The sequence below is a fragment of the Pseudomonas sp. yb_2 genome, assembly GCF_043103905.1.
GTDB classification, from domain to species: domain Bacteria; phylum Pseudomonadota; class Gammaproteobacteria; order Pseudomonadales; family Pseudomonadaceae; genus Aquipseudomonas; species Aquipseudomonas alloputida.
In genome coordinates this window covers 53,674-80,071 of record NZ_JBICKH010000039.1, presented here as the reverse complement: position 1 = coordinate 80,071, position 26,398 = coordinate 53,674, and the positions used below count along the sequence as shown (strand labels likewise).

Annotated in this window: 23 protein-coding genes; 5 read left to right on the top strand and 18 right to left on the bottom strand. The window is 62.8% G+C overall.

Features of this window, described 5'->3' with window-relative positions:
• Nucleotides 1-13 precede the first annotated feature (13 nt).
• The 3 genes from ACF8FB_RS09620 to ACF8FB_RS09610 form a co-directional block, all read right to left on the bottom strand.
• On the bottom strand, nucleotides 14-907 hold the full coding sequence (locus ACF8FB_RS09620) for an alpha/beta hydrolase (RefSeq protein WP_010951813.1): 894 nt from the start codon (nucleotides 905-907) through the stop codon (nucleotides 14-16).
• Nucleotides 908-1,007: 100 nt separating this feature from the next.
• A complete protein-coding gene (locus ACF8FB_RS09615; RefSeq protein WP_010951814.1) occupies nucleotides 1,008-2,336 on the bottom strand; it encodes a sensor histidine kinase in 1,329 nt (442 codons plus the stop codon).
• A complete protein-coding gene (locus ACF8FB_RS09610; RefSeq protein ID WP_010951815.1) occupies nucleotides 2,336-3,028 on the bottom strand; it encodes a response regulator transcription factor in 693 nt (230 codons plus the stop codon). The genes ACF8FB_RS09615 and ACF8FB_RS09610 overlap by 1 nt, the downstream gene beginning before the upstream one ends.
• A 181-nt stretch (nucleotides 3,029-3,209) precedes the next feature.
• On the opposite strand from ACF8FB_RS09610, the gene ACF8FB_RS09605 reads away from it, so the two are divergent.
• Nucleotides 3,210-5,387, top strand: a complete 2,178-nt coding sequence (locus ACF8FB_RS09605; protein WP_010951816.1) for a TonB-dependent siderophore receptor — start codon at nucleotides 3,210-3,212, stop codon at nucleotides 5,385-5,387.
• Between the two features lie 161 nt (nucleotides 5,388-5,548).
• On the opposite strand, the gene ACF8FB_RS09600 is transcribed toward ACF8FB_RS09605, so the two are convergent.
• The 10 genes from ACF8FB_RS09600 to ACF8FB_RS09555 all read right to left on the bottom strand — a co-directional run bounded on the left by ACF8FB_RS09600 (nucleotide 5,549) and on the right by ACF8FB_RS09555 (nucleotide 15,799).
• A complete protein-coding gene (locus tag ACF8FB_RS09600) occupies nucleotides 5,549-6,019 on the bottom strand; it encodes a hemerythrin domain-containing protein (RefSeq protein WP_010951817.1) in 471 nt (156 codons plus the stop codon).
• Nucleotides 6,020-6,545: 526 nt separating this feature from the next.
• Nucleotides 6,546-7,247, bottom strand: a complete 702-nt coding sequence (locus ACF8FB_RS09595) for an XRE family transcriptional regulator (protein WP_049587189.1) — start codon at nucleotides 7,245-7,247, stop codon at nucleotides 6,546-6,548.
• A gap of 182 nt (nucleotides 7,248-7,429) precedes the next feature.
• Nucleotides 7,430-7,957: an inorganic diphosphatase gene (gene ppa / locus ACF8FB_RS09590; protein WP_003255365.1), complete on the bottom strand. Its 528-nt coding sequence runs from the start codon at nucleotides 7,955-7,957 to the stop codon at nucleotides 7,430-7,432.
• A gap of 92 nt (nucleotides 7,958-8,049) precedes the next feature.
• The gene (locus ACF8FB_RS09585; RefSeq protein WP_010951819.1) at nucleotides 8,050-8,865 is read right to left on the bottom strand and encodes a zinc-dependent peptidase; all 816 of its coding nucleotides are present in this window, start codon (nucleotides 8,863-8,865) and stop codon (nucleotides 8,050-8,052) included.
• Between the two features lie 20 nt (nucleotides 8,866-8,885).
• Nucleotides 8,886-9,533 (bottom strand): DedA family protein, encoded by a 648-nt coding sequence (locus tag ACF8FB_RS09580; protein WP_003255361.1) that lies wholly within the window; start codon nucleotides 9,531-9,533, stop codon nucleotides 8,886-8,888.
• Between the two features lie 235 nt (nucleotides 9,534-9,768).
• Complete coding sequence (locus ACF8FB_RS09575) at nucleotides 9,769-10,227, bottom strand: GNAT family N-acetyltransferase (RefSeq protein WP_012051075.1); 459 nt, start codon at nucleotides 10,225-10,227, stop codon at nucleotides 9,769-9,771.
• Nucleotides 10,228-10,334: 107 nt separating this feature from the next.
• A complete protein-coding gene (gene eutC / locus ACF8FB_RS09570) occupies nucleotides 10,335-11,153 on the bottom strand; it encodes an ethanolamine ammonia-lyase subunit EutC (RefSeq protein WP_392511255.1) in 819 nt (272 codons plus the stop codon).
• Nucleotides 11,154-11,161: 8 nt separating this feature from the next.
• Nucleotides 11,162-12,556, bottom strand: coding sequence for an ethanolamine ammonia-lyase subunit EutB (locus ACF8FB_RS09565; protein ID WP_392511254.1), 1,395 nt, complete (start codon nucleotides 12,554-12,556; stop codon nucleotides 11,162-11,164).
• 46 nt (nucleotides 12,557-12,602) lie between these two features.
• On the bottom strand, nucleotides 12,603-14,051 hold the full coding sequence (gene eat, locus ACF8FB_RS09560; RefSeq protein ID WP_003255355.1) for an ethanolamine permease: 1,449 nt from the start codon (nucleotides 14,049-14,051) through the stop codon (nucleotides 12,603-12,605).
• Between the two features lie 227 nt (nucleotides 14,052-14,278).
• A complete protein-coding gene (locus tag ACF8FB_RS09555) occupies nucleotides 14,279-15,799 on the bottom strand; it encodes an aldehyde dehydrogenase family protein (protein ID WP_010951822.1) in 1,521 nt (506 codons plus the stop codon).
• Nucleotides 15,800-16,054: 255 nt separating this feature from the next.
• Between ACF8FB_RS09555 and ACF8FB_RS09550 the strand changes: the two genes are divergently transcribed.
• The 4 genes from ACF8FB_RS09550 (at nucleotide 16,055) to ACF8FB_RS09535 (ending at nucleotide 20,396) form a co-directional block, all read left to right on the top strand.
• Nucleotides 16,055-18,070 (top strand): sigma-54-dependent Fis family transcriptional regulator, encoded by a 2,016-nt coding sequence (locus ACF8FB_RS09550; RefSeq protein WP_392509314.1) that lies wholly within the window; start codon nucleotides 16,055-16,057, stop codon nucleotides 18,068-18,070.
• A 66-nt stretch (nucleotides 18,071-18,136) separates the two neighbouring features.
• Nucleotides 18,137-19,486, top strand: a complete 1,350-nt coding sequence (gene mpl, locus ACF8FB_RS09545; protein ID WP_350298338.1) for a UDP-N-acetylmuramate:L-alanyl-gamma-D-glutamyl-meso-diaminopimelate ligase — start codon at nucleotides 18,137-18,139, stop codon at nucleotides 19,484-19,486.
• Nucleotides 19,483-20,112 carry a flavin prenyltransferase UbiX gene (gene ubiX / locus ACF8FB_RS09540; RefSeq protein WP_003255348.1) on the top strand — a complete coding sequence of 210 codons (630 nt, stop codon included), beginning with the start codon at nucleotides 19,483-19,485 and terminating at the stop codon, nucleotides 20,110-20,112. The genes mpl and ubiX overlap by 4 nt, the downstream gene beginning before the upstream one ends.
• Entirely contained in the window at nucleotides 20,109-20,396 is a 288-nt protein-coding gene (locus ACF8FB_RS09535) for a YceK/YidQ family lipoprotein (RefSeq protein ID WP_003255347.1), read from the top strand. The genes ubiX and ACF8FB_RS09535 overlap by 4 nt, the downstream gene beginning before the upstream one ends.
• A gap of 107 nt (nucleotides 20,397-20,503) precedes the next feature.
• Here ACF8FB_RS09535 and ACF8FB_RS09530 read toward each other — a convergent pair whose 3' ends face one another.
• The 5 genes from ACF8FB_RS09530 to ACF8FB_RS09510 all read right to left on the bottom strand — a co-directional run bounded on the left by ACF8FB_RS09530 (nucleotide 20,504) and on the right by ACF8FB_RS09510 (nucleotide 26,365).
• Entirely contained in the window at nucleotides 20,504-21,148 is a 645-nt protein-coding gene (locus ACF8FB_RS09530) for an oxidoreductase (protein ID WP_104960714.1), read from the bottom strand.
• 27 nt (nucleotides 21,149-21,175) lie between these two features.
• Nucleotides 21,176-22,909, bottom strand: coding sequence for a C13 family peptidase (locus ACF8FB_RS09525; RefSeq protein WP_392509313.1), 1,734 nt, complete (start codon nucleotides 22,907-22,909; stop codon nucleotides 21,176-21,178).
• Between the two features lie 213 nt (nucleotides 22,910-23,122).
• Nucleotides 23,123-24,187 (bottom strand): 2,3-butanediol dehydrogenase, encoded by a 1,065-nt coding sequence (locus tag ACF8FB_RS09520; protein WP_223843612.1) that lies wholly within the window; start codon nucleotides 24,185-24,187, stop codon nucleotides 23,123-23,125.
• Between the two features lie 52 nt (nucleotides 24,188-24,239).
• Nucleotides 24,240-25,346, bottom strand: coding sequence for an acetoin dehydrogenase dihydrolipoyllysine-residue acetyltransferase subunit (locus ACF8FB_RS09515; protein ID WP_010951828.1), 1,107 nt, complete (start codon nucleotides 25,344-25,346; stop codon nucleotides 24,240-24,242).
• Nucleotides 25,343-26,365 carry an alpha-ketoacid dehydrogenase subunit beta gene (locus ACF8FB_RS09510; RefSeq protein ID WP_010951829.1) on the bottom strand — a complete coding sequence of 341 codons (1,023 nt, stop codon included), beginning with the start codon at nucleotides 26,363-26,365 and terminating at the stop codon, nucleotides 25,343-25,345. Before ACF8FB_RS09510 ends, ACF8FB_RS09515 begins: the two co-directional genes overlap by 4 nt.
• Nucleotides 26,366-26,398: the final 33 nt, after the last annotated feature.

The following is a 26,398-nucleotide window of genomic DNA, read 5'->3' as shown; positions in this document are numbered from 1 at the left end:
GGGGCAGGGCTGATCACTGGCCAGACATGCCTTCGATCACCCTGCGCAGGGAGGCGCCCAGCATGGGCCCATGCCCCAGACCCTCGAAGCGCTCAAAGCGCACGTCGAGGCCTTTGATCGCGGCCAGATCTGCCGCCAGTTGGCGCGCAGGCAACTCGTCGTTCTCGTGCGGCGAACCATGCGGGCTGGCGGGCTCCTGCCCGCCGCGCATCAGCAACAGATGCGGGCGCGCCTCGCCAAGGCGTGAGGGAAGCCCTTGCGCCTCGCGGACAATCACACCATCGCGCCACCACAGTGACGGGCTGGCAGCAGCGTAAAGGCTGAATGCGCCGGGGCGGGTAAACAGTGCGTGAAGCACGGCCAGGCCACCATAGGAGTGCCCCCACAGCGTCTGTCGTTGCGGGTCGATCGGCGCCACAGCCGACACCATCGTGCGCATGCGCCCGGTCAGAAGCTTCAGGAACGCATCGACCCCGCCGCTGGGCTGGCCGGTCAGCGGATCACGCTGCTGCACCTGCTCCGGCAGCGCCGGGGTGTAGTCCAGCGTGCGGCCGGCCCTGTCGATGCGCAGTTCGGTCCGGTAACCCACCGCCACCAGCAGGGGCGCCTGGCCCACGGCGAGCCTGTCCAGTTGCTGCTGATCCAGCGTCCCCAGCGCAGCATTCCCATCGAGCATCCACAGCACCGGGTACCCCGATGCTGGCGCTGGACGATTCGGCTTGCCAACCCACAGGCGGTAGTGACGCAGGCCATCGGCCGAGTCCAGATCAAGCTGGGTGAAGTGATAGGCCAGGTCCTGGCGCTGTAACACCGACGTGTCCATCTTCTGGTCATGCTCGGGCTGGGCCAGGACAAGAGGGGCCGCCAGGGCAAGTGCCAAGGCCAGCATCAGGTTCTTCTTGCTCATCAGGCGTCTCGTCAGGGCTTTGCATGGAGCGCAAGGCTTGAGCGCCCAGATGATAACCAGTCCCTATCAAGCGTAAAGCGCATTAACTTTCTAAACAGTCTCAGGCCGCAGGCAAGGTCATGTGCAGGCACAGGCCCGGGTGCCCATTGCTGGCCCACAACCGGCCGCCTTGCAGTTCGATGGCGCGACGGGCGATAGCAAGGCCCAGGCCGAAGCCTGCGCCACTCTCGGCCAGGCGCTGGTAGGGCTTGAAAATGCGCTCAAGGTCGGTATCCGGTACGCCTGGCCCTTGGTCGCTCAGGCGCAGGTGCCAGCATGCGCCCTCACGCCAGCCATCAAGGCTGACCCGGCCTTCGGTCGGCGAGTGGCGAATGGCATTGCGCAACAGGTTTTCCAGGGCCTGGGCCAGGCTGTCCAGATGGGCCTGCACCAGGCAGTCGGTGCCAAGTGAGCACGGCAGGCGCGCACGGTCCCAGCCGCTTTCGAAACAGACGTCCTCGCACAAGGCTTCCCACACGGAAAGCACCAATACCGGCTCGGTCACCAGGCTGGGCTGTTCGGTGTCCATCCAGGCCAGGTCGAGGGTGTTTTCCAGCAGCTTCTGCATGTCGGCTACCTCACGGTCCAGGCGCTCGCGCAGCTGCGGCGGTGGCAAGTCGCTGTCATGGGCGATGCGCAGCCGCGCCAGCGGCGTGCGCAATTCGTGAGACAGCGTGCGCAACAGCAGGCGCTGTTGCTCAAGGCTCTGGCGCAGGCGCCCGGCCATGTGCTCGAAGGCCTGAGCCAGCTCACCCAGCTCATCACGCCGCTCCTGCAGGGGCAGGGCGGGGCTGTCCAGATCATCGGCCCGCAGGGCGTCGGCGCGGTCGCGCAGGCGGTTCAGCGGCACGACAAGATGCCGGTATAGCGCAAGGCCTAGCAGCAGGGCCAGCAGTGCGGGGGCAACGCCATGCGTGACCACATGGGTCCAGGGTGTCAGGCCTGTCGGTAGCAGCCGTTCGGGCAGTTGCAGCACCAGGCGGCCATGCTCGGGGTGTTGCGGAAATTCGATGCTGACGTAGGGCAGTTCATCCTGCAGGCGCCGGCTCATCGGCCAGTCGAGCTTGCGCATGAATGTCAGGTGGCTGGCTTCCTCGGCGCTCAGCGGCGTGGTGCCAAGGCTCTGAAGGTGTGGACCTATCACGGCCACCCAGGTGTCCTCGGCCCGTGCCACATGCTTGCGCCAGGCCTCGGTGCCGGCTGCGCCGTCCTGCTCCCACGCCTGTTCGGCCTGTTGAGCATAACGCGCCAGGTAGTCCTGGTCAGCCTGGGACAGAAAATAGGTACTGCGTTCCACCGAAAGGCCCCAGGTCCAGATGAGCCAGATCAGCAACAGGCAGAAGCTGACTTGCAGCAAGGCCAGTTTCCACAGCAACGGGTGGCGACGCATCAGGCCTGCTCCGTGTCGACCAGGATGTACCCTTGGCCACGCACGGCCTGGATCTGCAGGTGCTGGGCATTGATGTCGGCCAGTTTGCGGCGCAGGTTGCACACATGCACATCCAGGCCTCGGTCCAGTCGGGTATAGGCCCTGTGCAGCACGGTCTGGTACAGGAAGGGCTTGCTCAACGCTTCGTCGGGGTGGGCCAGCAGCGTGACCAGCAAGCGGAATTCGGAAGCGGTAAGGCCAGCGGCGTTGCCGTTGTGGATAACGTCCTGGCGGTCGTGGTCCAGCATCACCTCCCCCACGTCGGCACGCAGCGCCGTACCACGATCGAATGCCACGCGACGCAGCAAGGCATCCACCCGTGCGTCCAGCTCCGCCAGGCTGAAGGGCTTGGGCAGGTAGTCGTCTGCACCACGGGTGAAGCCGCTGATGCGGTCCTGCTCGGCCCCTAGTGCCGACATCAGCATGACCGGCACTGCCTGCTGGCGGCGCAGGGCGTCGAGCAGGCTGAGGCCGTCGATGCCTGGCAGCATGATGTCCAGCAGCACCAGTTCGAACTGAGATTGCTGTATGGCATTCAGGGCCTGGGTGCCGCTGGCGCAGGCGTGCACCAGGAAACCGCGGTTGCGGAAATGGCGGTCCAGGTCCTGAAGCAGGCGTGGGTCGTCTTCGGCAAGGAGAAGTGAGGTGGGCACGGCGAGCCTTGATGAGAATTTTTATCAGTTGCGAATCATCCCACTGGCTGCAGGGAAAGGGCAACGCCTTGATGTGTTAAGAAGGTTAATCATGCTGCACCCTGGTTTTCGCTCCGGTATCGTTCGCAAAAAGCAACTTGTTTCGTTTGCGATTCAATATCATTTGGGCGAAGGGTGTGTCATGACCGGTTTCAAAAGTGTGGGCAGCTTGCAACGGGTTCGGGGATGGCTGGCGCTGGGGTTGCTGGCACCGTTTTCTTTATCGGCAGTGGCCGAAACGGTAGCGGCCCAGGCGGCGGCTGAAGACAACTCGCTTGATCTGCCTGCATTGACCATCGAAGGCAACCGCCTGTACGACATGCTGCCTTCGGAGGAAACCGGCGGTTACAGCGTCGATGCCGCTACCGTGGGCACCAAGACGCCGGCAGCGCTCAAGGACATCCCGCAGTCGATCACCGTCTACACCCAGGACTACGTCAAGGATCGCCAGTTCGTACATCTGGATGACCTGGCCAAGTACACCGCCGGCCTGCGCACCCTGACCAACGACAGCGGCCGTTCGTCGATCTACGCCCGTGGCTACGAGTACAGCGAATTCAACATCGATGGCCTGCCGGCCCCCATGGCCAGCATCTTTGGCACCGTACCGTCGCTGGCCGCGTTCGACCGTGTCGAAATCATGCGCGGCCCGGCCGGATTGTTCAGCAGCACCAGCGAACTGGGCGGTATCGTCAACATGGTACGCAAGCGCCCGACCGCCGAGTTTCAGGGCCACATCGAAGGCAGCTACGGCACCTGGGACACCAACCATGAAGAAATCGACCTGAGCGGCCCGCTGGACGCCGCCGGTCGCGTGCGCGGGCGCTTCATTGCATCCCGTGACGACACCAATGGCGAAGTGGACTACAACGCCAACACCAGCAACAGCTATTACGGTGCGCTGGATATCGACCTGGACGACGCCACTACGCTGTCGTTCGGCCTGATGCACGAAGTGAAGAACATCACCCCGCACAACGGCTACCCGGCCACGTTGTCCGGCGAGGTGCCCGACTTCAGCCATTCGCGTTTCCTGGGCGCCGACTGGAACTACTTCGACGGCAAGACCACCGACCTGGTCGCCGAGCTGACCCACCGCTTCGACAATGGTGGTTACGGCCGTGTCGCGGCCCGTGGCTCGCACCGCGACACCAACTACCTGTACGCCTTCACTGCAACCAATGCCACCACAGGCGCCAACTCCGAGCGCGCCAGCGCCCGTGATTTCACTCAAGACACCTACTCGCTGGACGCCAGTTACAGCCAGCCGTTCGAAACCTTCGGCCAGGTCAGCGAGTTCGTGGTGGGCAGCGACTACAAGAACTACGACACCGAGTATCTCAACGGCACCACCAACCTGGGCGCCATCAACGTCAACACCTACTCGCCTAAACAGTTCGCCAAACCGTCGCCCAACTACAGTACCGAGACCGGCATGCAGGAAGAGGAATACGGCCTTTATTCCAAGGTCACCTTCCGCCCGATCGAGCGACTTGCGCTGATTGCCGGTGGCCGTTTCAGTTGGTACCGCGGTGATTTCTACACCACCACCCTGAGCAGCGGTGCTACGACCAATGACAGCAAGCGTGTGGACGGCCACTTCACCCCGTACGGGGGCCTGGTCTATGACTTGACCGAGAACCACGCGCTGTACGCTAGCTACTCGCAGGTTTTCAAGCCTCAATCCGACACCGACAGCAGTGGCCGGGTGTTGAAACCGCGTGAAGGCGAGCAGTACGAGTTCGGCCTCAAGAGCAGCTACTTTGGCGGCGATTTGAATACGCGCTTCTCGGTGTTCCGCCTGACCGACAAGAACCGCGCTACCACCCTGTACGATGCCGATGGTGTGGCCACTACCGATTCCGTTGCATCCGGCAAGACCCGCGTGAAGGGCGCGGAAGTGGAAGTGAGCGGCAAGCTGACGCCGAATTGGGAACTGCTGGCCGGTTACACCTGGATGGAGACCGAAACCGTCAAGGGTGACGCCGAAACCACGTTCTTCATCATGCCGCGCAACCAGGCTTCGCTTTGGAGCAAGTACACCATCAGCCAAGGGCCGCTGACCGGCCTGGCGATTGGTGGCGGAATTTCCGCGATGAGCAACTTCTACTCCGAAAACGGCGGCGTGCGTATCGACGCGCCGGGCTACGCGACGGTGGACGCGATGCTGTCGTACCCGGTGACTTCGAAGCTGACCGCCACCTTCAACGTCAATAACCTGTTCGACCGGGATTACCTGTCGCGGGTGGGCTCGACCTCCACGTTCAACTTCTACGGGCCGTCGCGCAGCATGATGGTTGGAGCGCGGTATGACTTCTGACGGGGTCTGTTGCCGCTAGGTGCACCGCGACACAAGGCCGTGCCTGCAAAGGGCGCGGCCTTGATGCTGAATCATGAGAAATCTAGAAGTGTATCTGCACTATCGGGTATCAGTGCAATAAAGTTGTGAGAGTAAGTGTTAATCAGGCGCTTGGTTTTAATTCAAGAAGTCTCCGAGTGCCATTGATGCTTTATTTCTTGCCATTGGGTGTCTGACAACCACTTGTCTGCTACCGGAAAGAAAATATTCTCCTCGGCATCCATATGGTCATAATATTTCTTGATGAAGTCTTCGATCGTGTCGGCAATTACTCTGGCCTCTTGCGTTGACTGCTCCAACATCTTGAGCTGCCCTGCAATTCGCGTGAAGGCTTTATGATCTTGCTCAATGGCCATGACCCGTTGGTGAATCGGTGCGTCGGTTGTCAGCAAGGCCAGCCGAATAAGCTCTTCATTTTCATGGTGGTGCCGCTCTGCATCACCATGCAAGGCTTCCAGTTGCTTAAACAACAGCTTGCAGTCATCGGCACCCGCAGAGCCGTGTCTTATCCTCTCCAGTAATTCTTTGATCTGAGTAATTTTGGTAGCCACCTCATGATGATAGGCGTGCAGCTCTTTCAATAAGGCGTTCATGCTAAGTCCTCATCACTACATCAAACCGTTACAGATTAAATATAAGTAATAAGCAATCTCCAAGGATGGCCGCACGTGTCAGCGCACATCTGATCGTTTTATTATAGTCTGGCGCGAAACGCTCACCTTCAGAAAAAAACCTCCATTGGAAGATTTCGAAATATCAACTTGATTTCTATATGCGCGACGAGAAGAAGCCGACACCCCAGAATCGCTTGCGGGCTGAACGTGAACAGCGGGGGGGGGGCTGAGCACAACGGGAGGTGTCAACCTTATGCAGGACGGGGCATTGCCAAATTAAAAAGCCGGCTTGTGGCCGGCTTCTCGGGGACGCTTCCGACTAATTTATGGTAAGCCGCAATCGCCTTAACTGTGTGGCCATCAAGGGCCTGAAAGAGATGGCAGATGCCCGTGTGGGATATCGCCGAGCCCTCTGGAACGCGGCTCGCGCCGGTCGGGGCTTAATGTGCGGCGTAGCATACAAGGGCGGGCGCAGGATGCCCAGCAAAAAATTGCCCAGAGTGCTTCAACTGGGCCGCTGCTGGCGGAAATGTGACCAGTGGAACACCCAGCCAAGAATTTCCAGGCCCTGCGCCTGACGCTGAGCAGCGGTGTAGCGTTCGACCGTGTAGTTGCGCCGGTCATGGCTGTGCAGGTACAGGGTGTCGTGCGGGCCAAGACTGAGGTTGTTTACCCTGAGCATGCCGTTTTGCAGCAGGGCATAGGTTTCGCCCTCGACCACCTGGGTCATGCCCAGGTCGATGGCCAGGGTAGCTTGCAGCGGAATCAGCGGGAGCATGTTGCTGGCCGGCATTGCCAGGCAGATTGCGTTGCCGGCTTGCACACCCAAGCCCTTCAGGGCTTTTGCCGGCAAGCGCAGGTGCTTGCTGCCCACCGGCGACAGCAAGCCGTTGCGCACTTCGTAGTAGGGCACCTTCAATACCCGGCCACGATGTTCCGACAGCGGGGTAAGCGGGTTGGCGGGCGCTGGCCGTGGACGGCCGTTGCGCAGGAGTGGATTGGGGTGTTTGGGGCCTTCACCGGTGCGCAGCCAACGCCGGTGCACACAGAACAGATCGGCCAGTTCGTCCAGTCGGGCCAAAGGCACACCGCGTTTGAACCAGTTGTTGACGTGCTGTGCTGTGACGCTGCGCTGGGCGGCGAAATCGGAAGGGGTCAGGCCACATTCGTGGAGCAGGGCTCTGAGGCGGTCGCCGGAAGTGTTCATGGCGGCGAGTGTAGCGGCGGGTTGCCAGTAAGGAAATGAACCGGGTGTTGACGGGATTTGTACGAAAAGAGGCTGTTTGTAGGATGCTGGTGTAGGACTGTGTAGGATTTGTTCCCAGCAGTGAGCGCGTTCCATTCAGGCATGAAAAACCCCGCCAAAGCGGGGTTTCCCTGCAGTCGAAATCAGCCCTTGTAGGCAGCGACCGATTTGGTGATCGCGGCACGGGCGGCGTCGGCGCCTTCCCAGCCTTCGATCTTGACCCACTTGCCCTTCTCGAGATCTTTGTAGTTGGCAAAGAAGTGCTCGATCTGCTGGATCAGCAGGGCTGGCAGGTCGGTGTATTCCTTGACGTCAACGTACAGCTGCGACAGCTTGTCGTGAGGAACAGCGATGACCTTGGCGTCGCCGCCACCGTCGTCGGTCATGTTCAGCACGCCAACCGGACGGGCGCGGATAACCGAGCCTGGGGCCACTGGGTAAGGGGTAACCACCAGCACGTCCAGCGGGTCACCGTCGTCAGCCAGGGTGTTCGGGATGAAGCCATAGTTGGCTGGGTAGAACATTGGGGTAGCCATGAAACGGTCGACGAACAGCGTGTCGCTGTCCTTGTCGATTTCGTATTTGATCGGCGCGTGGTTGGCCGGGATCTCGATGGCGACGTAGATGTCGTTCGGCAGGTCTTTGCCCGCCGGAATCTTGCTGTAGCTCATTGGGCAGTGCCCCCGTGTTTGACCAAAAAGTGGCGGCGATTATAGGCACATTCTGCCGGGGCACGCCACGCTTGGCCTGATGTGCGGGCCCGTCAGGCGTGGCTTTCGCGGTACTCGGGGTGTTCCGCCTGCAGCCGGCACAGGCGCGCCAGCGGGTCTTGCCGGTAGAACAGCGACAACTGGTGGTAGACCTTTGGATAAGCCTGATGAAGCAGGTCAGGGGCACTAAAGAAGTACTCGCTGGTAACGGCAAAGAACTCTGCCGGGTTTTCCGCAGCATAGGGGTCGATGGCAGTTTCGGCGTCGGGGTTGGCGTCCAGTTGCTGGTTGAGGTCGTCGTACGCCTGCTGCATGGCGCTCGCCCACTCATCAACGGGCATGCCGCTGTGCAGCGGTGGCAGGCCGTTGGCATCGCCGTTGAGCATGTCGAGCTTGTGCGCCAGCTCATGGATGACCAGGTTGTAAGCCTCCCAGCCACCACTGGCCTGCACGCCGTTCCAGGCCAGGATGATCGGCCCCTGTTGCCAGGCTTCGCCGCTGTGTTCGCCGTCCCACACATGCTCCACACCACTGGCATCGCGGTGGCGCTGGGGGCTCTTGAAGTCGTCGGGGTACAGGATGATTTCGTGGAAGCCTTGGTACCAGTTCAGCTCACCCAGGTGAAGCAGCGGTAACTGTGCCTGGGCGGCCAGCATTAGGCGCTGCTCGTCGTCCAGCTCGACACCGGGCAGGCAGGTGAGGTGCTTGTCGAGCAGGAACAGGATGCAGGCTTCGCGCAGCCAGCGGTCTTCAGCGTCGCTGATGCCGTCCAGCATTGGCAGCCGCTCGCGTACGGCCTGCCATTGCTGTGGCGTGATCGGGTAACGCGCCAGAGTACGCTTGCGCCGCCAGGCGCTGAATGACCACATGCCGTTCGTTCTTTACCTGTTCAGTGAGCCTTGGCCGTACGGCCCAGGCGCCCACGCAGCAAGCCGAGAATCATCGGCACCAGCGACAGGATGATGATGCCCACCACCATCAGCGACAGGTGCTGCTTGATGAATGGCACGTTGCCGAAGAAGTAGCCCAAGGTGACCAGTCCGCCGACCCAAAGCAGCGAACCGGCAACGCTGAAGCCGAGGAAGCGTGGGTAGTGCATGTGGGCAATGCCCGCGACGAACGGTGCGAAGGTGCGCAAGATGGGCAGGAAGCGCGCCATGGTCACGGTCTTGCCGCCATGGCGTTCATAGAAATCGTGGGTACGTTGCAGGTAGTCGCGGCGGAAGATCTTGGAGTTGGGGTTGTTGAACAAGCGCTCGCCGGCTGTTCGGCCTATCACGTAATTGGTGCTGTCGCCCAGGATTGCAGCGGCCATCAGCAGGCCGGCCAGCAGTACCGGGTCCATGCCGCCACCCGCCGCAACGGCGCCGGCGATGAACAGCAACGAGTCGCCCGGCAGGAATGGCATCACTACCAGGCCGGTTTCGCAGAAGATCACGGTGAACAGGATGGCGTAGATCCAGGGACCGTAATTGGTGACCAGCAGATCGAGGTAGGCATCGAGATGCAGGATAAGGTCCAGCGGGTTGAAATCCATGTACAGCACCTGTGTTCTTGGGCGTAGGCTTGGTTACCGGGGGGAGGGTAAATTTTCACACATGACAGGTGAGCCATTATACGGCTAAGTCAGGAACATGCCCGGAGAGTTTGTAGCGGGGGGTTACGGTAGAGGGGGTATTCCTTTACCAACCGCTTCGCGGGCACGCCCGCTCCCACAAGGATAACGACCTTGCTTGTGGAAGCGGGCGTGCCCGCGAAGCGGTCGGTGCCGGTCAATCCTGGCTGATTGGCAGGATGTAGCTCTTGAACTCGGTATCCTCACGAAACCCGATGGATTCGTAGGTCTTGTGCGCCACTTCATTGTTCGCGCTGGTCGACACGCGCATGCGCACAGCATTGGTCTCTTTGGCCATTTTCTTCGCCTCGCGGATCAAATGGTCGGCGACCAGCATGCGCCGGGAGTCCTCGGCCACATAGATATCGTTGAGAATCCATACCCGCTTCAACGACAGCGACGAGTAGCTCGGGTACAGCTGGCAAAAGCCCAGCAGTTTGCTGTCGTCATCATCCGGAAGTGCCAGGTAAATCACCGATTCGTCCCGCTTCAGGCGCTTTTCCAGAAAGCTGCGCGAGCTGTCGGGGTAGGGCAGTTGCCCGTAGAACTCACGGTATTTGACGAACAACGGGGTGAGCAGGTCGAGGTGTTCCAGGGTTGCTTTGATGATGCGCATGTGCGGCCCTCAGAGTCCATTTGGGAAACAGCGGAATGCCAGCAGCGTTCAAGGGCATGCTGCCCAATGCACGGTACGAGTGCAATCCGCCTTCCGTGACAGATTTTTTACCCTTTGCCGAGCAGGAAGTTACCTTTCTGGTTGGCGCTGTCTTCATTCTCCAGGCTATGGACCTCGGCTTCGTCCTTTAGATTCACCCCGGAAAGCTGGCGCCGGCAGGCTTCGCGCATCAAGTACAACAGGCGGTGCGCCGCCATGCCATAGCTCAGCCCCTCCAGGCGGATATTGGAAATGCAGTTGCGGTAGGCATCGGTCAGGCCGACCTTGGGTGCGTAAGTGAAATACAGGCCAAGGCTGTCGGGCGAGCTCAGCCCCGGGCGCTCGCCGATCAGCATCACCGTCATCCGGGCGCCCAGCAGCTCGCCGACCTCATCGGCCACTGCCACGCGGCCCTGCTGCACCAGCACCACCGGGGCGCAGGTCCAGCCGTCGGCGGCAGCCTGTTCGTCGAAGCGGGTCAGGAACGGCAGTGTGTGGCGATGCACGGCCAGTGCCGAGAGGCCGTCAGCCACCACGATGGCCAGGTCGACGCCCCCGGGGTTGGCCTGGGCGTGCTGGCGAAGGGTCGTAATCGAGTCTTCGTTCAGCCGCCGCCCAAGGTCCGGGCGCTGCAGGTACTGGTGGCGGTCGCTGGCAGCGCTGTGCAACACCAGGCTTTCGCGCCCGCGGTCACTCAGCTGGCTGGCCAGGCCGGCGTGGTCGAAAGCCAGGTGCACGGCATCTCGTGCCTGGGCATGGGCGAACTGGAAGTCCAGCTGCGCCCCGGTCGGCAGGCTGGTGCCGGTGCGGCCCAGGGCGATGCGCGCCGGGGTCAGGTTGCGCAGGGCCAGCCAAGGGTTGTCGGGGGTAGGCGTGCGGTGGTCCATGGTCATCCCTATGCAAGCTGTGCCAAGGCCTGGCGGAAGGCCGGCGGCAGGTTGTCACCGAAGCGCACCCGGCCATCGGCCTGGGTGAAGATACCGGTGCGGGCCAGCCATGCCTCGAATTCCGGCCCGGGCTTCAGGCCCAGGGTCTGGCGCGCGTACAACGCGTCATGGAACGAGGTGGTCTGGTAGTTGAGCATGATGTCGTCGGAGCCGGGGATGCCCATGATGAAGTTGATGCCGGCCACACCCAGCAGCGTCAGCAAGGTGTCCATGTCGTCCTGATCGGCTTCGGCATGGTTGGTGTAGCAGATATCGCAACCCATCGGCACGCCCAGCAGTTTGCCGCAGAAATGGTCTTCGAGGCCGGCGCGGATGATCTGCTTGCCGTTGTACAGGTATTCCGGGCCAATGAAACCGACCACGGTGTTGACCAGGAACGGCTTGAAGTGACGAGCCACGGCATAGGCGCGGGTTTCGCAGGTCTGCTGGTCGACGCCGTGGTGGGCGTTGGCCGAGAGCGAACTGCCCTGGCCGGTTTCGAAATACATCAGGTTCTGCCCGAGGGTGCCACGTTTCAGCGACAGCCCTGCTTCGTAGCCTTCCTGCAACACGTTCAGGTTGATGCCGAAGCCGGCGTTGGCCGCCTCAGTGCCGGCGATGGACTGGAACACCAGGTCCAGTGGCACGCCGCGGTTAATCGCTTCGATCGAGGTGGTGACGTGGGTCAGCACGCAGGACTGGGTGGGGATGTCGTAGCGCTGGATGATGGCGTCGAGCATTTCCAGCAGGGCGCAGATCGAAGCGATGCTGTCGGTGGCCGGGTTAATGCCGATCATGGCGTCGCCGTTGCCGTACAGCAAGCCGTCGAGAATGCTGGCGGCAATACCGGCCGGTTCGTCTGTCGGGTGGTTGGGTTGCAGCCGGGTCGACAGGCGCCCGCGCAGGCCCATGGTGCCGCGGAACCGGGTGACCACGCGGATTTTCTGCGCCACCAGCACCAGGTCCTGCACGCGCATGATCTTCGACACGGCAGCGGCCATTTCCGGGGTCAACCCGGGCGCCAGGGCGCGCAGGCTGTCTTCGTTGGCTTCCTCGCTCAGCAGCCAGTCACGCAGGCCACCCACGGTCAGGTGGCTGACCGGGGCGAAGGCCTGGGCATCGTGGGTGTCGATGATCAGGCGGGTAACTTCATCTGCTTCGTAAGGGATCAGTGCTTCATTGAGAAAGTGCGTTAGCGGAATGTTGGCCAACGCCATCTGCGCGGCGACGCGCTCGGCGTCGTTGCTGGCCGCCACGCCTGCCAGGCAGTCCCCGGAGCGTGCCGGGCTGGCCTTGGCCATCACTTCCTTGAGGCTGTCGAAGCGGTAGACCAGATGGCCGACCGTGTGTACGAAACTTGCCATACAGAATCTCCAGAGCCGCGGGTTGCCCCGCGGCGGGTGGCGGCGATCAGTGCAGGGCCTCTTCGGCCTTCTGGATCGCGGCGAATTCCTCTTCCGGTGTGCCCGCAACCAAGTGGTGGCGGCTGTAGAAAGCAAAGTAGGCAATTAATACCGCATAGATCACTGCAGCGCCAATGACTACCCTCGGGTCAACCAGGAATCCGGCGACCACGGCGATGCACGCCAGCACCAGCGCCAGGCCGGATGTGAAGATGCCACCCGGGGTGCGGTAGGGGCGCTCCATCTTTGGCCGGCGGATGCGCAGGGTGATGTGCGCAGCCATCATCAGCACGTAAGACAGGGTAGCGCCAAACACTGCCACCAGGATCAGCAAGTCACCCTGGCCCGTCAGCGACAGGGCAAACCCGATGATGCCGGGGATGACCAAGGCCAGTACCGGGGCCTTGCTCTTGTTGGTTTCCGACAGTTTGCGCGGCAGGTAACCGGCGCGGGACAGGGCGAAGATCTGCCGGGAATAGGCATAGATGATCGAGAAGAAGCTGGCGATCAGCCCGGCCAGACCGACCAGGTTGACGAAGCCTCCCATCCAGGTGGAGCCGCCGTAGGCCTTCGACAGGGCTTCGACCAGCGGGTTACCGGAGGCCTTCAGCGCCTCGGAGCCTGCGCCGCCTGGGCCGACCACCAGGATCAGCAAGGCGAAGGCCAGCAGTACCAGCATGGCGCCGATCAGGCCGCGTGGCAGGTCACGCTTGGGGTTCTTGGTTTCTTCTGCGGCCAGCGGCACGCCTTCGACGGCAAGGAAGAACCAGATGGCGTAAGGGATGGCTGCCCACACGCCGACATAGCCGAACGGCAGGAAGCTGCTGGCGCCGACGGCGTCCGTTTTGGCGATGTCGAACAGGTTGGCTGCATCAAAATGGGGCACCATGCCTATCAGGAATACGGCCAGGGCAATGGCGGCGATGGCGGTGATGATGAACATCAGCTTCAGTGCCTCACCCACGCCGAAAATGTGGATGCTGATGAACACGATGTAGAACGCCAGGTAGATCATCCAGCCGCCGATACCGAACAGCGATTGGCAGTAGGCGCCGATGAACACCGCGATGGCGGCTGGGGCGATGGCGTATTCGATCAGGATCGCCGTGCCGGTCAAAAAGCCGCCCCACGGTCCGAACGCGCTGCGGGCAAAGCCGTAGCCGCCGCCAGCGGTGGGGATCATCGACGACAGTTCGGCCAGCGAGAAGCACATGCACAGGTACATGGTTGCCATCAGCAAGGTGGCCAGGAACATGCCGCCCCAGCCGCCCTGCGCCAGGCCGAAGTTCCAGCCGGCGTAATCGCCGGAAATGACGTACGCCACGCCCAGGCCGACCAGCAGTACCCAGCCGGCGGCGCCTTTTTTCAGTTCACGTTGCTGGAAATAGTCAGAGCCGACTTTCTCGAAGTCGACGGAGGAGCCTGCCGGCGATCCGGCGGAATGTTCGCTTGGCATAGATTCACCTGTTTTTTTTCTTGGTGGCCGGAAGGGTTCCGGGCCGATGGTGATGGGTGCTGCAGGAAGCGAGCCAGAGCGGTTGGTGCACGGTTACCGCCCTGGGTTTTGTGTAAAGCAAGTCCGGCCTCTTCGCGGGCTTGCCCGCTCCCACAGGTACCTCACCGGCTCTGGAACCAACGGTGAACCTGTAGGAGCGGGTTTACCCGCGAAGAAGGCGACGCGGTCTAGAAGAAGCCCAACGGATTGATGTCGTAGCTCACCAGCAGGTTCTTGGTCTGCTGATAGTGATCCAGCATCATCTTGTGCGTCTCACGCCCAACCCCTGACTTCTTGTACCCGCCGAACGCGGCATGCGCCGGGTACAGGTGGTAGCAGTTGGTCCACACACGGCCAGCCTTGATGCCGCGGCCCATGCGGTAGGCACGGTTGATGTCGCGGGTCCACACGCCGGCGCCCAGGCCGAACTCGGTGTCGTTGGCAATTGCCAGCGCTTCGGCTTCGTCCTTGAAGGTGGTGACGCTGACCACCGGGCCGAAGATTTCTTCCTGGAACACGCGCATCTTGTTGTTGCCCTTGAGCAGGGTCGGCTGGATGTAGTAACCGGTAGCCAGCGAACCTTCCAGCTTCTCGACCTTGCCGCCGGTGAGCAGCTCGGCGCCTTCTTCCTGGGCAATCTGCAGGTACGAGAGGATCTTTTCGAACTGCTGCTGCGAGGCCTGGGCGCCGACCATGGTGTCGGTGTCCAACGGGTCGCCGCGCTTGATCTGCAGCACCTTCTTCATCACCACTTCCATGAACTGCGGATAGATCGACTCTTGCACCAGGGCACGCGACGGGCAGGTGCACACTTCACCCTGGTTGAAGAACGCCAGCACCATGCCTTCTGCCGCCTTCTCGATGAAGCTTGGTTCGGCCTGCATGATGTCTTCGAAGTACACGTTCGGCGACTTGCCACCCAGTTCGACGGTGGACGGGATGATGTTCTCGGCGGCGCATTTCATGATGTGCGAGCCCACCGGGGTAGAGCCGGTGAAGGCGATCTTGGCGATGCGTTTGCTGGTGGCCAGGGCTTCACCGGCTTCGCGGCCATAGCCTTGCACTACGTTGAGCACGCCAGGTGGCAACAGGTCGCCAATGACTTCGAGCAGTACGGTGATACCCAGCGGCGTCTGTTCGGCAGGCTTGAGCACCACGCAGTTACCAGCTGCCAGTGCCGGGGCAAGCTTCCAGGCAGCCATCAGGATCGGGAAGTTCCAGGGGATGATCTGCCCGACCACGCCCAGTGGCTCGTGGATGTGGTAGGCCACGGTGCCTTCATTGATTTCGGCAGCGCCGCCTTCCTGGGCGCGGATGCAGCCAGCGAAATAGCGGAAGTGGTCGACCGCCAGCGGAATGTCGGCGTTGAGGGTTTCGCGGATCGGCTTGCCGTTGTCCCAGGTTTCGGTAATGGCCAGCAGTTCGAGGTTCTGCTCGATGCGGTCGGCGATCTTCAGCAGCACGTTGGAACGATCCTGCACTGAAGTGCGGCCCCAGGCGTCGGCCGCAGCATGGGCGGCATCCAGGGCTTTGTCGATGTCTTCGGCAGTAGAGCGGGGGAACTCAGCGATCAGCTTGCCATTCACCGGGGAGGTATTTTCGAAGTACTGCCCCTTTACCGGAGTAACGAACTCACCACCGATGTAGTTGCCGTAGCGGCTCTTGAAGGAAACCTTCGCGCCTTCGGTACCGGGATGTGCATAACGCATGGTGTGTCTCCTTGGTATTGTGCTTTTTAGGGAGTTGAAAAGCATAGAGCAAGGGTTGGGCCAGTGTTGGCGGTGCCAGGCAAATCAATGACTTGGGTCATTTTTACGGGCCTGTTCAAGGACCGCTGTGCCGGCGCCGGTACGCCTGGGGTGACATTTTGTGCCGTTTGCGACACATCACAGGGCGTGTGCATTGCAAAGCCTAACCGGGTGGAGGATGCTGGGCTGACGCTCTATCTGCGGAGAATTACAACAATGCAGAGCAATCACTTCACTCGCCATGCCCGGCAGGTCCATAGCGTTGCCCATGGCGGGGCCGGGGAGGGCGGCAGTGATCCGTCCATCGCCCGTTCCTGGCTGCGCTGCCTGGAGGATTACCACCTCGACCCGGCGGTGATCGAAGCGCCGGTGGTGCTTGAGCATGGGCGCCTGCTGGAAAGCCGCGAGCGCCTGCACCAGGTGCTGCAAATTGCCGACCATGAAATGAACAGCCTGCACCAGCAGCTTTCCGGCGCAGGCCACGCGGTGCTGCTGACCGACGCCCGCGGGGTGATCCTCAATTGCGTCAGTGCCCCCGCCGAGCGGCGCAGCTTCGAGCGTGCCGGGTTGTGGTTGGGCGCCGACTGGAGCGAGGCGCGCGAGGGCACCAATGGCATCGGCACCTGCCTGGTCGAGCGCCAGGCGCTGACCATCCATCAGAACGAGCACTTCCGTGGCCGTCACACCGGGCTGACCTGCTCGGCCAGCCCGGTGTTCGACCCGCATGGCGACCTGCTGGCGGTGCTCGACGTGTCCTCTGCGCGCCCCGACGTATCGCGGCAAAGCCAGTTCCACACCATGGCGTTGGTCAACCTGTCGGCGAAGATGATCGAAAGCTGCTATTTCCTGCGCCATTTCGAGCAGCAATGGTTATTGCGTTTTCACCTGCAAGCCGAGTCGGTCGGCCTGTTCAGCGAAGGCTTGCTGGCGTTCGACGGCGATGGGCGCATTTGCGCTGCCAACCAAAGCGCACTGAACCTGCTGGGTACGGTACGGGGTGGCGTGCTGGGCAAACCGTTGGAGTGCTTTTTCGCGTGCAGCCATGACGAAATGTTCAGCCGTGCCACGCCCGGCGGCAGTGCTGTCTGGCCGCTGCGCACCCTGGACGGTCGCCAGGTGTTCGCCAGCCTGCGGGGGCAGGCCCGGGCGCCGGTGTGGTCGGTGCCGGCCGCCCAGCCGCGGCCCGCAGCGGAAGTGGAGCCGCTGGTCTGTCTGCTTGACCCTGCGTTGCAAAATGATTTCCGCCGCAGCGTGCGGGTGTTCGAGCGCGATGTGCCATTGCTGCTGCGCGGCGAGACCGGCTGTGGCAAGGAAGCCTTCGCCCAGGCTGTGCATCAGGCCAGTGAGCGGCGCGGCAAGCCGTTCGTCGCCATCAACTGCGCGTCTATCCCGGAAAGCCTGATCGAGAGTGAGCTGTTCGGGTACCGCGGCGGCAGTTTTACCGGCGCGCGCAAGGAGGGCATGCGCGGCAAGCTGTTGCAGGCCGACGGCGGCACCTTGCTGCTGGACGAGATCGGCGATATGCCGCTTGCCCTGCAAACCCGACTGCTGCGGGTGCTGGAGGAGCGCCAGGTGGTGCCGATCGGGGGAGAGCCACAGGCGGTGGACGTGCGCATCGTCAGCGCTACGCACCGTGACCTGCTGGAACGGGTTGAACAGGGCAGTTTCCGCGAGGACCTGTATTACCGCCTCAATGGCCTGGAGGTGGCACTGCCGGCGGTACGCGAACGCAGTGACAAGGCGCAGTTGCTGGACTTTCTGCTGCGTCAGGAGACGCAGGGGCAATGGATAGACATCGAGCCCCGGGCGCGGCAGGCGCTGCTCGCATTTAACTGGCCGGGGAACGTGCGGCAGATGCGCAATGTGCTGCGTACTTTGGTGGCGCTTTGCGAAGATGCCCGCATTACCTTTGCAGACCTCCCCGCAGTCATCCGCACCAGCCCACCTCTCGCGGGGGTAGGCGAGCCCGCGAAGATGTCCAACCAGGAAATGGAGGGCGAGGGCGTTGCCCTCGTTCGCGGGCAAGCCCGCTCCCACAGGTCCGGCGGTGCCGCAGAGATTGAGGGTGACTCTGCAGGGACCGAGGTTCTGCTCGACGCGGAGCGGCAAGCGCTGAAGGAGGTCCTGGAGGCAAAACACTGGCATCTCACCCGCGTCGCCGAGCACTTGGGCATCAGCCGCAATACCTTGTATCGAAAACTGCGCAAACACGGCATTACCAGGGGCGACTGAGCGAAACAGCGGGTGCGATTTGTCGCGCCCTGGGCTACCCTGCCTCGATGTTTTGCGAGGTCGACCATGCATATTCACATTCTCGGTATTTGCGGCACTTTCATGGGTTCGCTGGCGGTGCTGGCCAAGGAACTTGGCCACCGCGTCACCGGCTCTGACGCCAACGTCTATCCCCCGATGAGCACCCAGCTCGAAGCCCAGGGTATCGAACTGACCCAAGGCTATGACCCGGCCCAGCTGGATCCGGCGCCAGACCTGGTGGTCATCGGCAACGCCATGTCGCGCGGCAACCCAGCGGTTGAATACGTGCTGAACAAGGGCCTGCCCTACGTCTCCGGCCCCCAGTGGCTGGCCGACCACGTGCTGCAAGGCCGCTGGGTGCTGGCCGTTGCCGGTACTCACGGCAAGACCACCACCAGCAGCATGCTGGCCTGGGTGCTGGAGCACGCCGGCATGAGCCCGGGCTTCCTGATTGGCGGCGTGCCGCAGAACTTCTCGGTGTCGGCCCGCTTGGGCGACACGCCGTTCTTTGTGGTGGAAGCCGACGAGTACGACAGCGCCTTCTTCGACAAGCGCTCTAAGTTCGTCCACTATCACCCGCGTACCGCGATCCTCAACAACCTTGAGTTCGATCACGCGGACATCTTCCCGGACCTGGCCTCGATCGAGCGGCAGTTCCACCACCTGGTGCGGACTATCCCCAGCGAAGGCCTGGTCATCCACCCGACCACCGAGCAAGCGCTGGAGCGCGTGATCGGCATGGGCTGCTGGACCCCTGTGCAAACCACCGGGGAGGGCGGCCAGTGGCAAGCCCGCCTGCTCAGCCCAGATGGCTCGCGCTTTGAAGTACTGTTCGAGGGCGAAGTGCAGGGTGTGGTGGACTGGGCGCTGACCGGCCAGCACAACGTCGCCAATGCCTTGGCTACCCTGGCAGCAGCGCGTCATGTAGGCGTGGTACCGGCCATGGGCATCGACGGCCTGAGTGCGTTCAAGAGCGTCAAGCGGCGCATGGAGAAGGTTGCCGAAGTACAAGGTGTGACCATCTACGATGACTTCGCCCACCATCCGACCGCCATTGCCACCACGCTCGACGGCCTGCGCAAGCGGGTGGGGGAGGCGCCTGTGATCGCGGTGATCGAGCCACGCTCCAACTCGATGAAGCTCGGCGCCCATCGTGACGGCCTGCCAGAAAGCGTCAACGACGCTGACCAGGTGATCTGGTATGCGCCGGCCAACCTCGGCTGGGACCTGGCCGCCACCGCTGCGCAGTGCAAGGTGCCGAGCGTGGTGGCCGATAGCCTCGAAGCGATCATCGAGCGGGTCAAAGGTCAGGCTCGCCCAGGCACCCAGGTGGTGATCATGAGCAACGGCGGCTTCGGCGGCCTGCACGGCAAGCTGGCCGAGGCGCTGAAGTGAACGGGCCGGAACGCATCACCCTGGCCATGACGGGCGCCTCGGGTGCCCAGTATGGCCTTCGCCTGCTCGATTGCCTGGTACGCGAAGACCGCGAGGTGCACTTCCTGATTTCCAAGGCCGCACAGTTGGTGATGGCCACCGAGACGGATGTTGTGTTGCCGGCCAAGCCCCAGGCGATGCAGGCCTTCCTGACCGAATACACCGGCGCGGCCGACGGGCAGATCCGTGTGTATGGCAAGGAAGACTGGATGTCGCCGGTAGCCTCGGGTTCTGGCGCCCCGGCGGCAATGGTGGTGGTCCCCTGTTCCACTGGCACCTTGTCGGCCATTGCCACTGGCGCCTGCAACAACCTGATCGAGCGTGCTGCCGACGTTACCCTCAAGGAGCGTCGCCAGCTGATCCTGGTGCCACGCGAAGCGCCATTCTCCACCATCCACCTTGAAAACATGCTCAAGCTGTCGCAAATGGGCGCGGTGATCCTGCCGGCGGCACCGGGGTTCTATCACCAGCCGCAGACCATCGACGACCTGGTCGACTTTGTCGTGGCGCGTATCCTCAACCTGCTGAACATCCCCCAGGACATGTTGCCGCGTTGGGGCGAGCACCACTTCGGGGTGGATGATTGAAGCGAGCACTGGCGGGGTTGCTGGCGCTGGTGATGCTGGGGGGCTGCGCCACGGTGCGCACGCTGGATGCCAACAAGCCCGGCGCACCGGTGGTGTATGCCGGTACCCGGCTGGATTTGTATGTGATCAATGGCGGGTGTTGCCCGCGGGATCATTACGGGGCTGACGCTCCGGCGTATCCGCGTCTGGATCTGCCGGGGAGCATGTTGCTTGATACCCTGCTGCTGCCGTTGTCTTTGCTGACAGCGGCCGGCATAGGCTTCCAGGCTAGCGGCGGCCTGTGATGGCCTCTTCGCCGGCACGCCCATTCCTATTGGTGAGTAGTCACTGGAAGTTTATGGAGACCCTGTGGGAGCGGGCGTGCCCGCGAAGAGGCCAGCACAAGCGAAGCCTAGATCCTGCCCAGCTTGCGCAACTCATCCGACTCCACAACCCGCACGCCGTCTTCTTCTTCCAGCGCCAGCCGCCACAGCGCCCGCGCCAGGGTACAAGCCTCGATTCCCCGGTATTTCCCGGGTATGAACCGAGAAAACGGCGCAACTAGCTGTTCAGTCAGCCGTGGCTCCAGCCGCTCGCCCAGTAGGAACGAGGGCCGCACGATAGTCAGCTGTGGCCAGTCCTGAGCCTTGAGCGCTTCTTCCATCTCGCCCTTGACCCGGTTATAGAAAATTGACGACTTAGGATCGGCGCCCACTGCACTGATCACCAGCAGATGCCGTGCGCCCATTTCCCGGGCACGCTTGCTGAAGGCGACCACCATGTCCAGATCCACTGCGCGGAAAGCCGATTCGGAACCCGCCTGCTTCAGCGTGGTGCCCAGGCAGCAGTAGGCGATGTCGACCCGCCCGGCCAGTTGCGGAAGGAATACCGCCGGGTCGCCCACCGGGTTTTCCAGGTGCGGGTGCTCGGCCAATGGCCGGCGTGTAGGCGCCAGGACACGGGTGATGGTGGGCTCGTTGAGCAGGCGGTCTAGCAGGTGTTCACCGGTCAGACCGGTGGCTCCGGCAAGCAGGACATGCTGAGGCGTCAAGTACATGATGTCTCTCCCTTGTTACACTCAAGTCTAGTGAGTGCCGGGCATTTTTGCCTGCTTGCTCACGTTGGCCTGTGTGGTGTTACGCAACGCTTCTTCGGCTTGCTGCTGACGCAGCTGGTGCCAGTGCTCAAGCACGGCCGGCGGTGCCCACAGCTGCGGCTCGGAGGCCTCGAAGCCTTCCCTTTGTTCTCTTTCGGCAACGCTGGCACGTGCCAGTTCAAACGCCTGTTTCAGGTCGTCGGTCTGGTTCAGCGCTTCAGCGAACAGGGCATCGCCAAAGTAGGTGAAGTCGGCTTCCTCCGAGCAACCGAAGGAGACGCGGTCGGCCCGGGCAGCGGTCATGATGAGCGTGCGCTCGTCTTTGAGCGGAGCGATATAGCCCCCTGAATAGCAGGCGGAGATGACGATGACCTTGTCGCGATCCTTCAGCGGCGCCAAGGCAGTGGCCAGCTCGTCAGCGGCCAGGTCGGCCAGTTGCAGACGGGGCTGGTCGAGCACCAGCTGGTGGTCCTGGCTGCCATGGCTGGTGAGGTAGATGAACACCAGGTCTTCGGGGCCGCTGCGCTCTGCCAGGGTGGCGGCAGCGCGGGAGAGGTTTTCGCGGGTGGCCATGGGACGCGTGGCCATGTGGTCGCGGTGGTTGACCAGGGTCACTTGGCCACGGGCGCCAAAGCGCACCTTGAGCATGCGGCTGACGTAGTCGGCTTCGCGCAGGAATACGCTTTGCTGGCCATCGCCGGCCACTACCAGGCTATACAGCTGGATCGGTGGCGCCGAGCGAGGTACCCGAGCCAGCGCCTCGTCCAGCAGCCGGCCCTGGTTGAGCAACGCTAGGTCCAGTGGGTCTGGCAGCAGCTTGCCGTTCTGGTCGCGCACGCGCACGCCGTTGGCCCATGTTCCGCTTTCGACCTTGCCACTGGGCAGAATCAGCCGCCCATGGCCATGGTAGGCATCGTTGAGGAAACCGCCGATGTACTTGCTGCCGTCGGCCAGTTGCAGGCTGCCCTGGCCCGACAGACGCCAGTCGGCGAACTCGCCCTTGTAGTGGCTGCCATCGCTGCCCAGCAACTCCCCTTCGCCGATCAGCGAGCCGTCCTTGAATTCACCGATCCACACGTCGCCATCGGCATTTTCGTAGCGGCCTCGGCCTTCCAGGCGGTTGTCCTTGAATTCGCCGATGTACTGCTCGCCATCAACGCTGTCGTAGGTGCCAGCGCCTTGTAGCTGGCCGTTGACGAAGTGGCCGCTGAACTGGTTGCCGCTGGCATCGCTGCGCACCCCGGCGCCGTTGGGCTTGCCCTTGGCGAACAGGCCTTGGTAGCGACTGCCGTCGGCCAGTTCCAGTTGGCCTGCACCGTCGTACAGGTCGTCCTTGAACTGGCCGCGGTATGTCTGGTCGGCTTGCTTGAGGGTGCCCTCGCCGTCGCGGCGGCCGTGGCGGAAGGTGCCGCTATAGTGGCTGCCTGGGGTGATCAGGTCACCCAGGCCCTGAAACAGCCCCTCGGCGAACTGGCCGCGGTAGACCTCGCCGTTCTGGCCATGCCATTCGCCCTGGCCGTGCCACTGGCCGTCCTTGAAGCTGCCGGCGTACCAGCTGCCGTTGGGGTAGTCGATCCGGCCCTCACCCTGCAGCAGGCCATCGACCACCTGCCCCCGGTAACGCCCACCGTCAGGCAGCCGTGCGTCGGGCGGGAGCAGCGATTCGCCATCGCCACAGGCGGCGAGCAGCAGGACCAGGGTAATGGGGAGCAGTGGACGCATGGCGAGGACCGGGCAATAGGTCTGCCGAGTATGACGCAGAATGGGATCCTGAGACAGCGAGCCCCTGTGCCAGCGCACAGCCTTGGAACCTTGCCAGTACCCTGTAGGAGCGGCTTCAGCCGCGAACACCGGCAAAGCCGGTGCCCTCCACTGTGTTGCATTGTTCGCAGGCCCACCCGCTCCCACAGGTGCCACGTTGCCTTCAAGGTGCAATCAGCGCACACCTGGTGAAACGATGATCTTCACGTTCTCCTCTTTGTTGTTCACCAGTTCCTCGAAGCCCAGCTCGACAATCTGCTCCAATCCGATCCGGCCGGTTACCAGCGGGCGAATATCCAGCCGACCATCAGCAATGAAGGCAATCACGTCGGCAAACTCGCCGTTGTACGCCAACGCCCCCAGCACTTGCTTCTCGGTGGACACCAGCTCGAAGAAGTTGAACTCGCTGGGCTCTTCGAAAATACCCACCAGCACGCATTTGCCCGCCTTGCGGATGGTGTCGATGGCCAGCTTGGCCGTATGTTTGTTGCCAATGCACTCAAAGCTCACATCGGCGCCCAGCCCTGCAGTCAGTGCGCGGATTTCCGCCAGGGCATCGCATTGGCTGGGGTCCAGCACCACGTTGGCGCCCACTTCCTTGGCCTTGGCTTTGCGCGCAGAGGACATCTCAAGGGCGATGACCTGTGCCGCACCTGCAGCCTTGGCGCACATGATGGTGCACAGGCCGATGGTGCCGGCCCCCACCACTACAACGGTTTGCCCAAGCAGGCTGCCGGCCTTTTTCACCGCGTGCATACCCACCGCCAGCGGTTCGATCAGTGCCCCGGCTTCGGCAGGGAAGCCCTGCGGCAGCCGGTAGAGCAGGTTGGCGGGCACGTTGACCAGCTCGGCGAAGGCACCGTTGTTCATCAGGCCGGTGAACGCCAGGCGTTCGCAGATGTTGTACAGGCCATGGGTGCAGTAATAGCAGGTGCCGCAATGCTGGCAGGCGTCTGCCGCCACCGGGTCGCCTACGGCATAGCCTTCCACGCCTTCGCCAAGCTTGGCGATGTGGCCGCAGAATTCGTGGCCGAGGATGCACTGGCCCTGAATGCCGGTCAGCGGGTGCGGGGCCTCTACCGGGATGAACACCGGGCCGGCAACATATTCGTGCAGGTCGGAGCCGCAGATGCCGCACCAGTCCACCTTGATCTGCACCCAGCCTGGCGCAGGATCGGCCGGCAAAGGTACCTGTTCGACACGAATATCGTGGCGGCCATGCCAGACGGCCGCGCGCATGTGGGTGTGGCTCAGGTCATTCATTGTTGTTCTCCAGGCTCACGAAAAGGGCTTAGTGCTTGCGCAGGAATGCGAGCAGTTGCTGGTTGACCTGTTCGGCCGCCTCCATCTGCACCATGTGGCCGGCCTCTGGCAGCACCTGTACTTCGGCTTCCAGGCCCTCGGCATGGCTGGCCGGGATGATCGCATCCTTGCCACCCCACACCACCAGTGCCGGGTGATTGCCAAGGACCCCGCGCAAGTCATGGCGCTGCCGGTCGCCGTCGGCGAGCGCCCCTGCCAGTTGCTGCAGGGCCTGGTCCACACCTTCCAGGCGCTTGAACTTGAGCATGTCCTCCAGCATTTGCCGGGTGACCAGCGCCGGGTCGGCAAACAACTGCACCATCTGCGGTTTGAGTGCATTGCGGTTGGCCGCAGTGACGAAGCCTTGCAAGTACTGCCCGTTGATCGCTTCGCCCAGGCCGGCGCTGGCCACCAGGCTCAGGCTGGCCACCCGCTGCGGGGCCAGGCGCGCCACGTTGAGGCTGACGGCTCCGCCCATGGAATGGCCGGCCAGGTGGGCCTTGGCGATGTCCAGGTGGTCGAGCAGGGCGAGCACGGTTTCGCTCAACTCATCCAGGTCGCCCCGCTGCAGGGCCTTGGCCGACTCGCCGTGGCCCGGCAGGTCGAGGGCGATGACCCGCCGCTCGGCAGCCAGCGCCGGGTGGTTGAACAGCCAGTTGTTGAGGTCACCACCAAACCCGTGCACCAGCACCAGCGGTGTACCGCCTTCACCCAGCTCGAACCAGCGCAGCAGGCGCCCGCCTACTTCCGCCTTCTGAGGGGCCGGCCCCTGGCTTTGGTCGGCGCCACCTTCGGCGACGAACTCGGCCTGGAAGCGCTGTACCACGGCATCGATCTCGGCCTCCTCTGCTTCGCCTTCGACTACCACCGCCAGCAGTGCGCCGACGGGCAGGGTTTCATCCGGCTTGGCTACCTGGCGGCGCAGCACGCCGCTGAAAGGCGCTTCGACGCTGCTGCTGATCTTGTCGGTCTCGACGTCCAGCACCTCGTCGCCCTTGCTGATTTCGTCACCTTCCTGCTTGAGCCAGGTGTCCACCCGGCCCTCGGTCATCGACAGGCCCCACTTGGGCATAGTCAGGGTATGGATCTGGCTCATGCAGCACTCCTTGCGGCTTCGATCACCTTGCGCACGGCGGCTTCGATCTTCGCCGCGTCAGGGATATACAGGTCTTCCAGGGCGTCGGAGAACGGCACCGGGGTATGTGGCGCGGTGACCATTTCGATCGGCCCCTTGAGTGCGCCAAAAGCCTTCTGTGCCACCAGCGCGCTGATGTCGGTAGCCATCGAGCAGCGCGGGTTGGCTTCATCGATCACCACCAGGCGGCCGGTCTTCTCCACACTTTCCAGAATGCTGTCCTCGTCCAGCGGGCTGGTAGTGCGCAAGTCCAGTACCTCGCAGTCGATGCCCTGGCGGGCCAGGTTGTTGGCGGCCTCCAGCGCCACATGCACCATGCGCCCGTAGGTAACGAGGGTCACGTCGTCGCCATCGCGCAAGAAGTTGGCTTCGCCGAACGGTACGGTGTACACCTCTTCCGGCACCTCGCCCTGCATGCTGTACAGCAGTTTGTGTTCGCAGAAGATCACCGGGTCGTTGTCGCGGATCGCCTGGATCAACAGGCCCTTGGCATCGTAAGGCGAGGATGGGCACACCACCTTCAGGCCGGGGATGTGCGTCCATAGCGAGGTGAGCATCTGCGAGTGCTGGGCTGCCGCACGCAGGCCGGCGCCATACATGGTGCGCATCACCAGCGGGGTCACGGCCTTGCCGCCGAACATGTAGCGGAACTTGGCGGCCTGGTTGAGGATCTGGTCCAGGCAGCAGCCGGCGAAGTCGACGAACATCAGTTCGCACACCGGGCGCAGGCCCTGGGTGGCAGCACCGACGGCCGCGCCGACGTAGCCGATTTCCGACAGCGGCGCGTCAAGCACGCGGCCGGGGAATTGGTGATACAGGCCTTTGGTCACGCCCAACACGCCACCCCAGGCGTCATCCTCGCCGGGCGCACCGGCACCGCCGGCGACGTCTTCGCCAATGATGAACACTGTGCTGTCGCGGCGCATCTCCTGGGCCAGGGCCTCGTTGATGGCCTGCTGGTAGCTGATCTTTCTTGCCATGGTGGTTCTCCTGTTGTTCTTGTAATCCGCGGC

Excerpts from the sequence above, each read along its gene's own strand:
- ACF8FB_RS09620 (WP_010951813.1), bottom strand. The coding sequence starts at position 907 with ATGAGCAAGAAGAACCTGATGCTGGCCTTGGCACTTGCCCTGGCGGCC.
- ACF8FB_RS09615 (WP_010951814.1), bottom strand. The coding sequence starts at position 2,336 with ATGCGTCGCCACCCGTTGCTGTGGAAACTGGCCTTGCTGCAAGTCAGC.
- ACF8FB_RS09605 (WP_010951816.1), top strand. The coding sequence starts at position 3,210 with ATGACCGGTTTCAAAAGTGTGGGCAGCTTGCAACGGGTTCGGGGATGG.
- ACF8FB_RS09600 (WP_010951817.1), bottom strand. The coding sequence starts at position 6,019 with ATGAACGCCTTATTGAAAGAGCTGCACGCCTATCATCATGAGGTGGCT.
- ACF8FB_RS09595 (WP_049587189.1), bottom strand. The coding sequence starts at position 7,247 with ATGAACACTTCCGGCGACCGCCTCAGAGCCCTGCTCCACGAATGTGGC.
- ppa (WP_003255365.1), bottom strand. The coding sequence starts at position 7,957 with ATGAGCTACAGCAAGATTCCGGCGGGCAAAGACCTGCCGAACGACATC.
- ACF8FB_RS09585 (WP_010951819.1), bottom strand. The coding sequence starts at position 8,865 with ATGTGGTCATTCAGCGCCTGGCGGCGCAAGCGTACTCTGGCGCGTTAC.
- ACF8FB_RS09580 (WP_003255361.1), bottom strand. The coding sequence starts at position 9,533 with ATGGATTTCAACCCGCTGGACCTTATCCTGCATCTCGATGCCTACCTC.
- ACF8FB_RS09575 (WP_012051075.1), bottom strand. The coding sequence starts at position 10,227 with ATGCGCATCATCAAAGCAACCCTGGAACACCTCGACCTGCTCACCCCG.
- eutC (WP_392511255.1), bottom strand. The coding sequence starts at position 11,153 with ATGGACCACCGCACGCCTACCCCCGACAACCCTTGGCTGGCCCTGCGC.
- ACF8FB_RS09565 (WP_392511254.1), bottom strand. The coding sequence starts at position 12,556 with ATGGCAAGTTTCGTACACACGGTCGGCCATCTGGTCTACCGCTTCGAC.
- eat (WP_003255355.1), bottom strand. The coding sequence starts at position 14,051 with ATGCCAAGCGAACATTCCGCCGGATCGCCGGCAGGCTCCTCCGTCGAC.
- ACF8FB_RS09555 (WP_010951822.1), bottom strand. The coding sequence starts at position 15,799 with ATGCGTTATGCACATCCCGGTACCGAAGGCGCGAAGGTTTCCTTCAAG.
- ACF8FB_RS09550 (WP_392509314.1), top strand. The coding sequence starts at position 16,055 with ATGCAGAGCAATCACTTCACTCGCCATGCCCGGCAGGTCCATAGCGTT.
- mpl (WP_350298338.1), top strand. The coding sequence starts at position 18,137 with ATGCATATTCACATTCTCGGTATTTGCGGCACTTTCATGGGTTCGCTG.
- ACF8FB_RS09530 (WP_104960714.1), bottom strand. The coding sequence starts at position 21,148 with ATGTACTTGACGCCTCAGCATGTCCTGCTTGCCGGAGCCACCGGTCTG.
- ACF8FB_RS09525 (WP_392509313.1), bottom strand. The coding sequence starts at position 22,909 with ATGCGTCCACTGCTCCCCATTACCCTGGTCCTGCTGCTCGCCGCCTGT.
- ACF8FB_RS09520 (WP_223843612.1), bottom strand. The coding sequence starts at position 24,187 with ATGCGCGCGGCCGTCTGGCATGGCCGCCACGATATTCGTGTCGAACAG.
- ACF8FB_RS09515 (WP_010951828.1), bottom strand. The coding sequence starts at position 25,346 with ATGAGCCAGATCCATACCCTGACTATGCCCAAGTGGGGCCTGTCGATG.
- ACF8FB_RS09510 (WP_010951829.1), bottom strand. The coding sequence starts at position 26,365 with ATGGCAAGAAAGATCAGCTACCAGCAGGCCATCAACGAGGCCCTGGCC.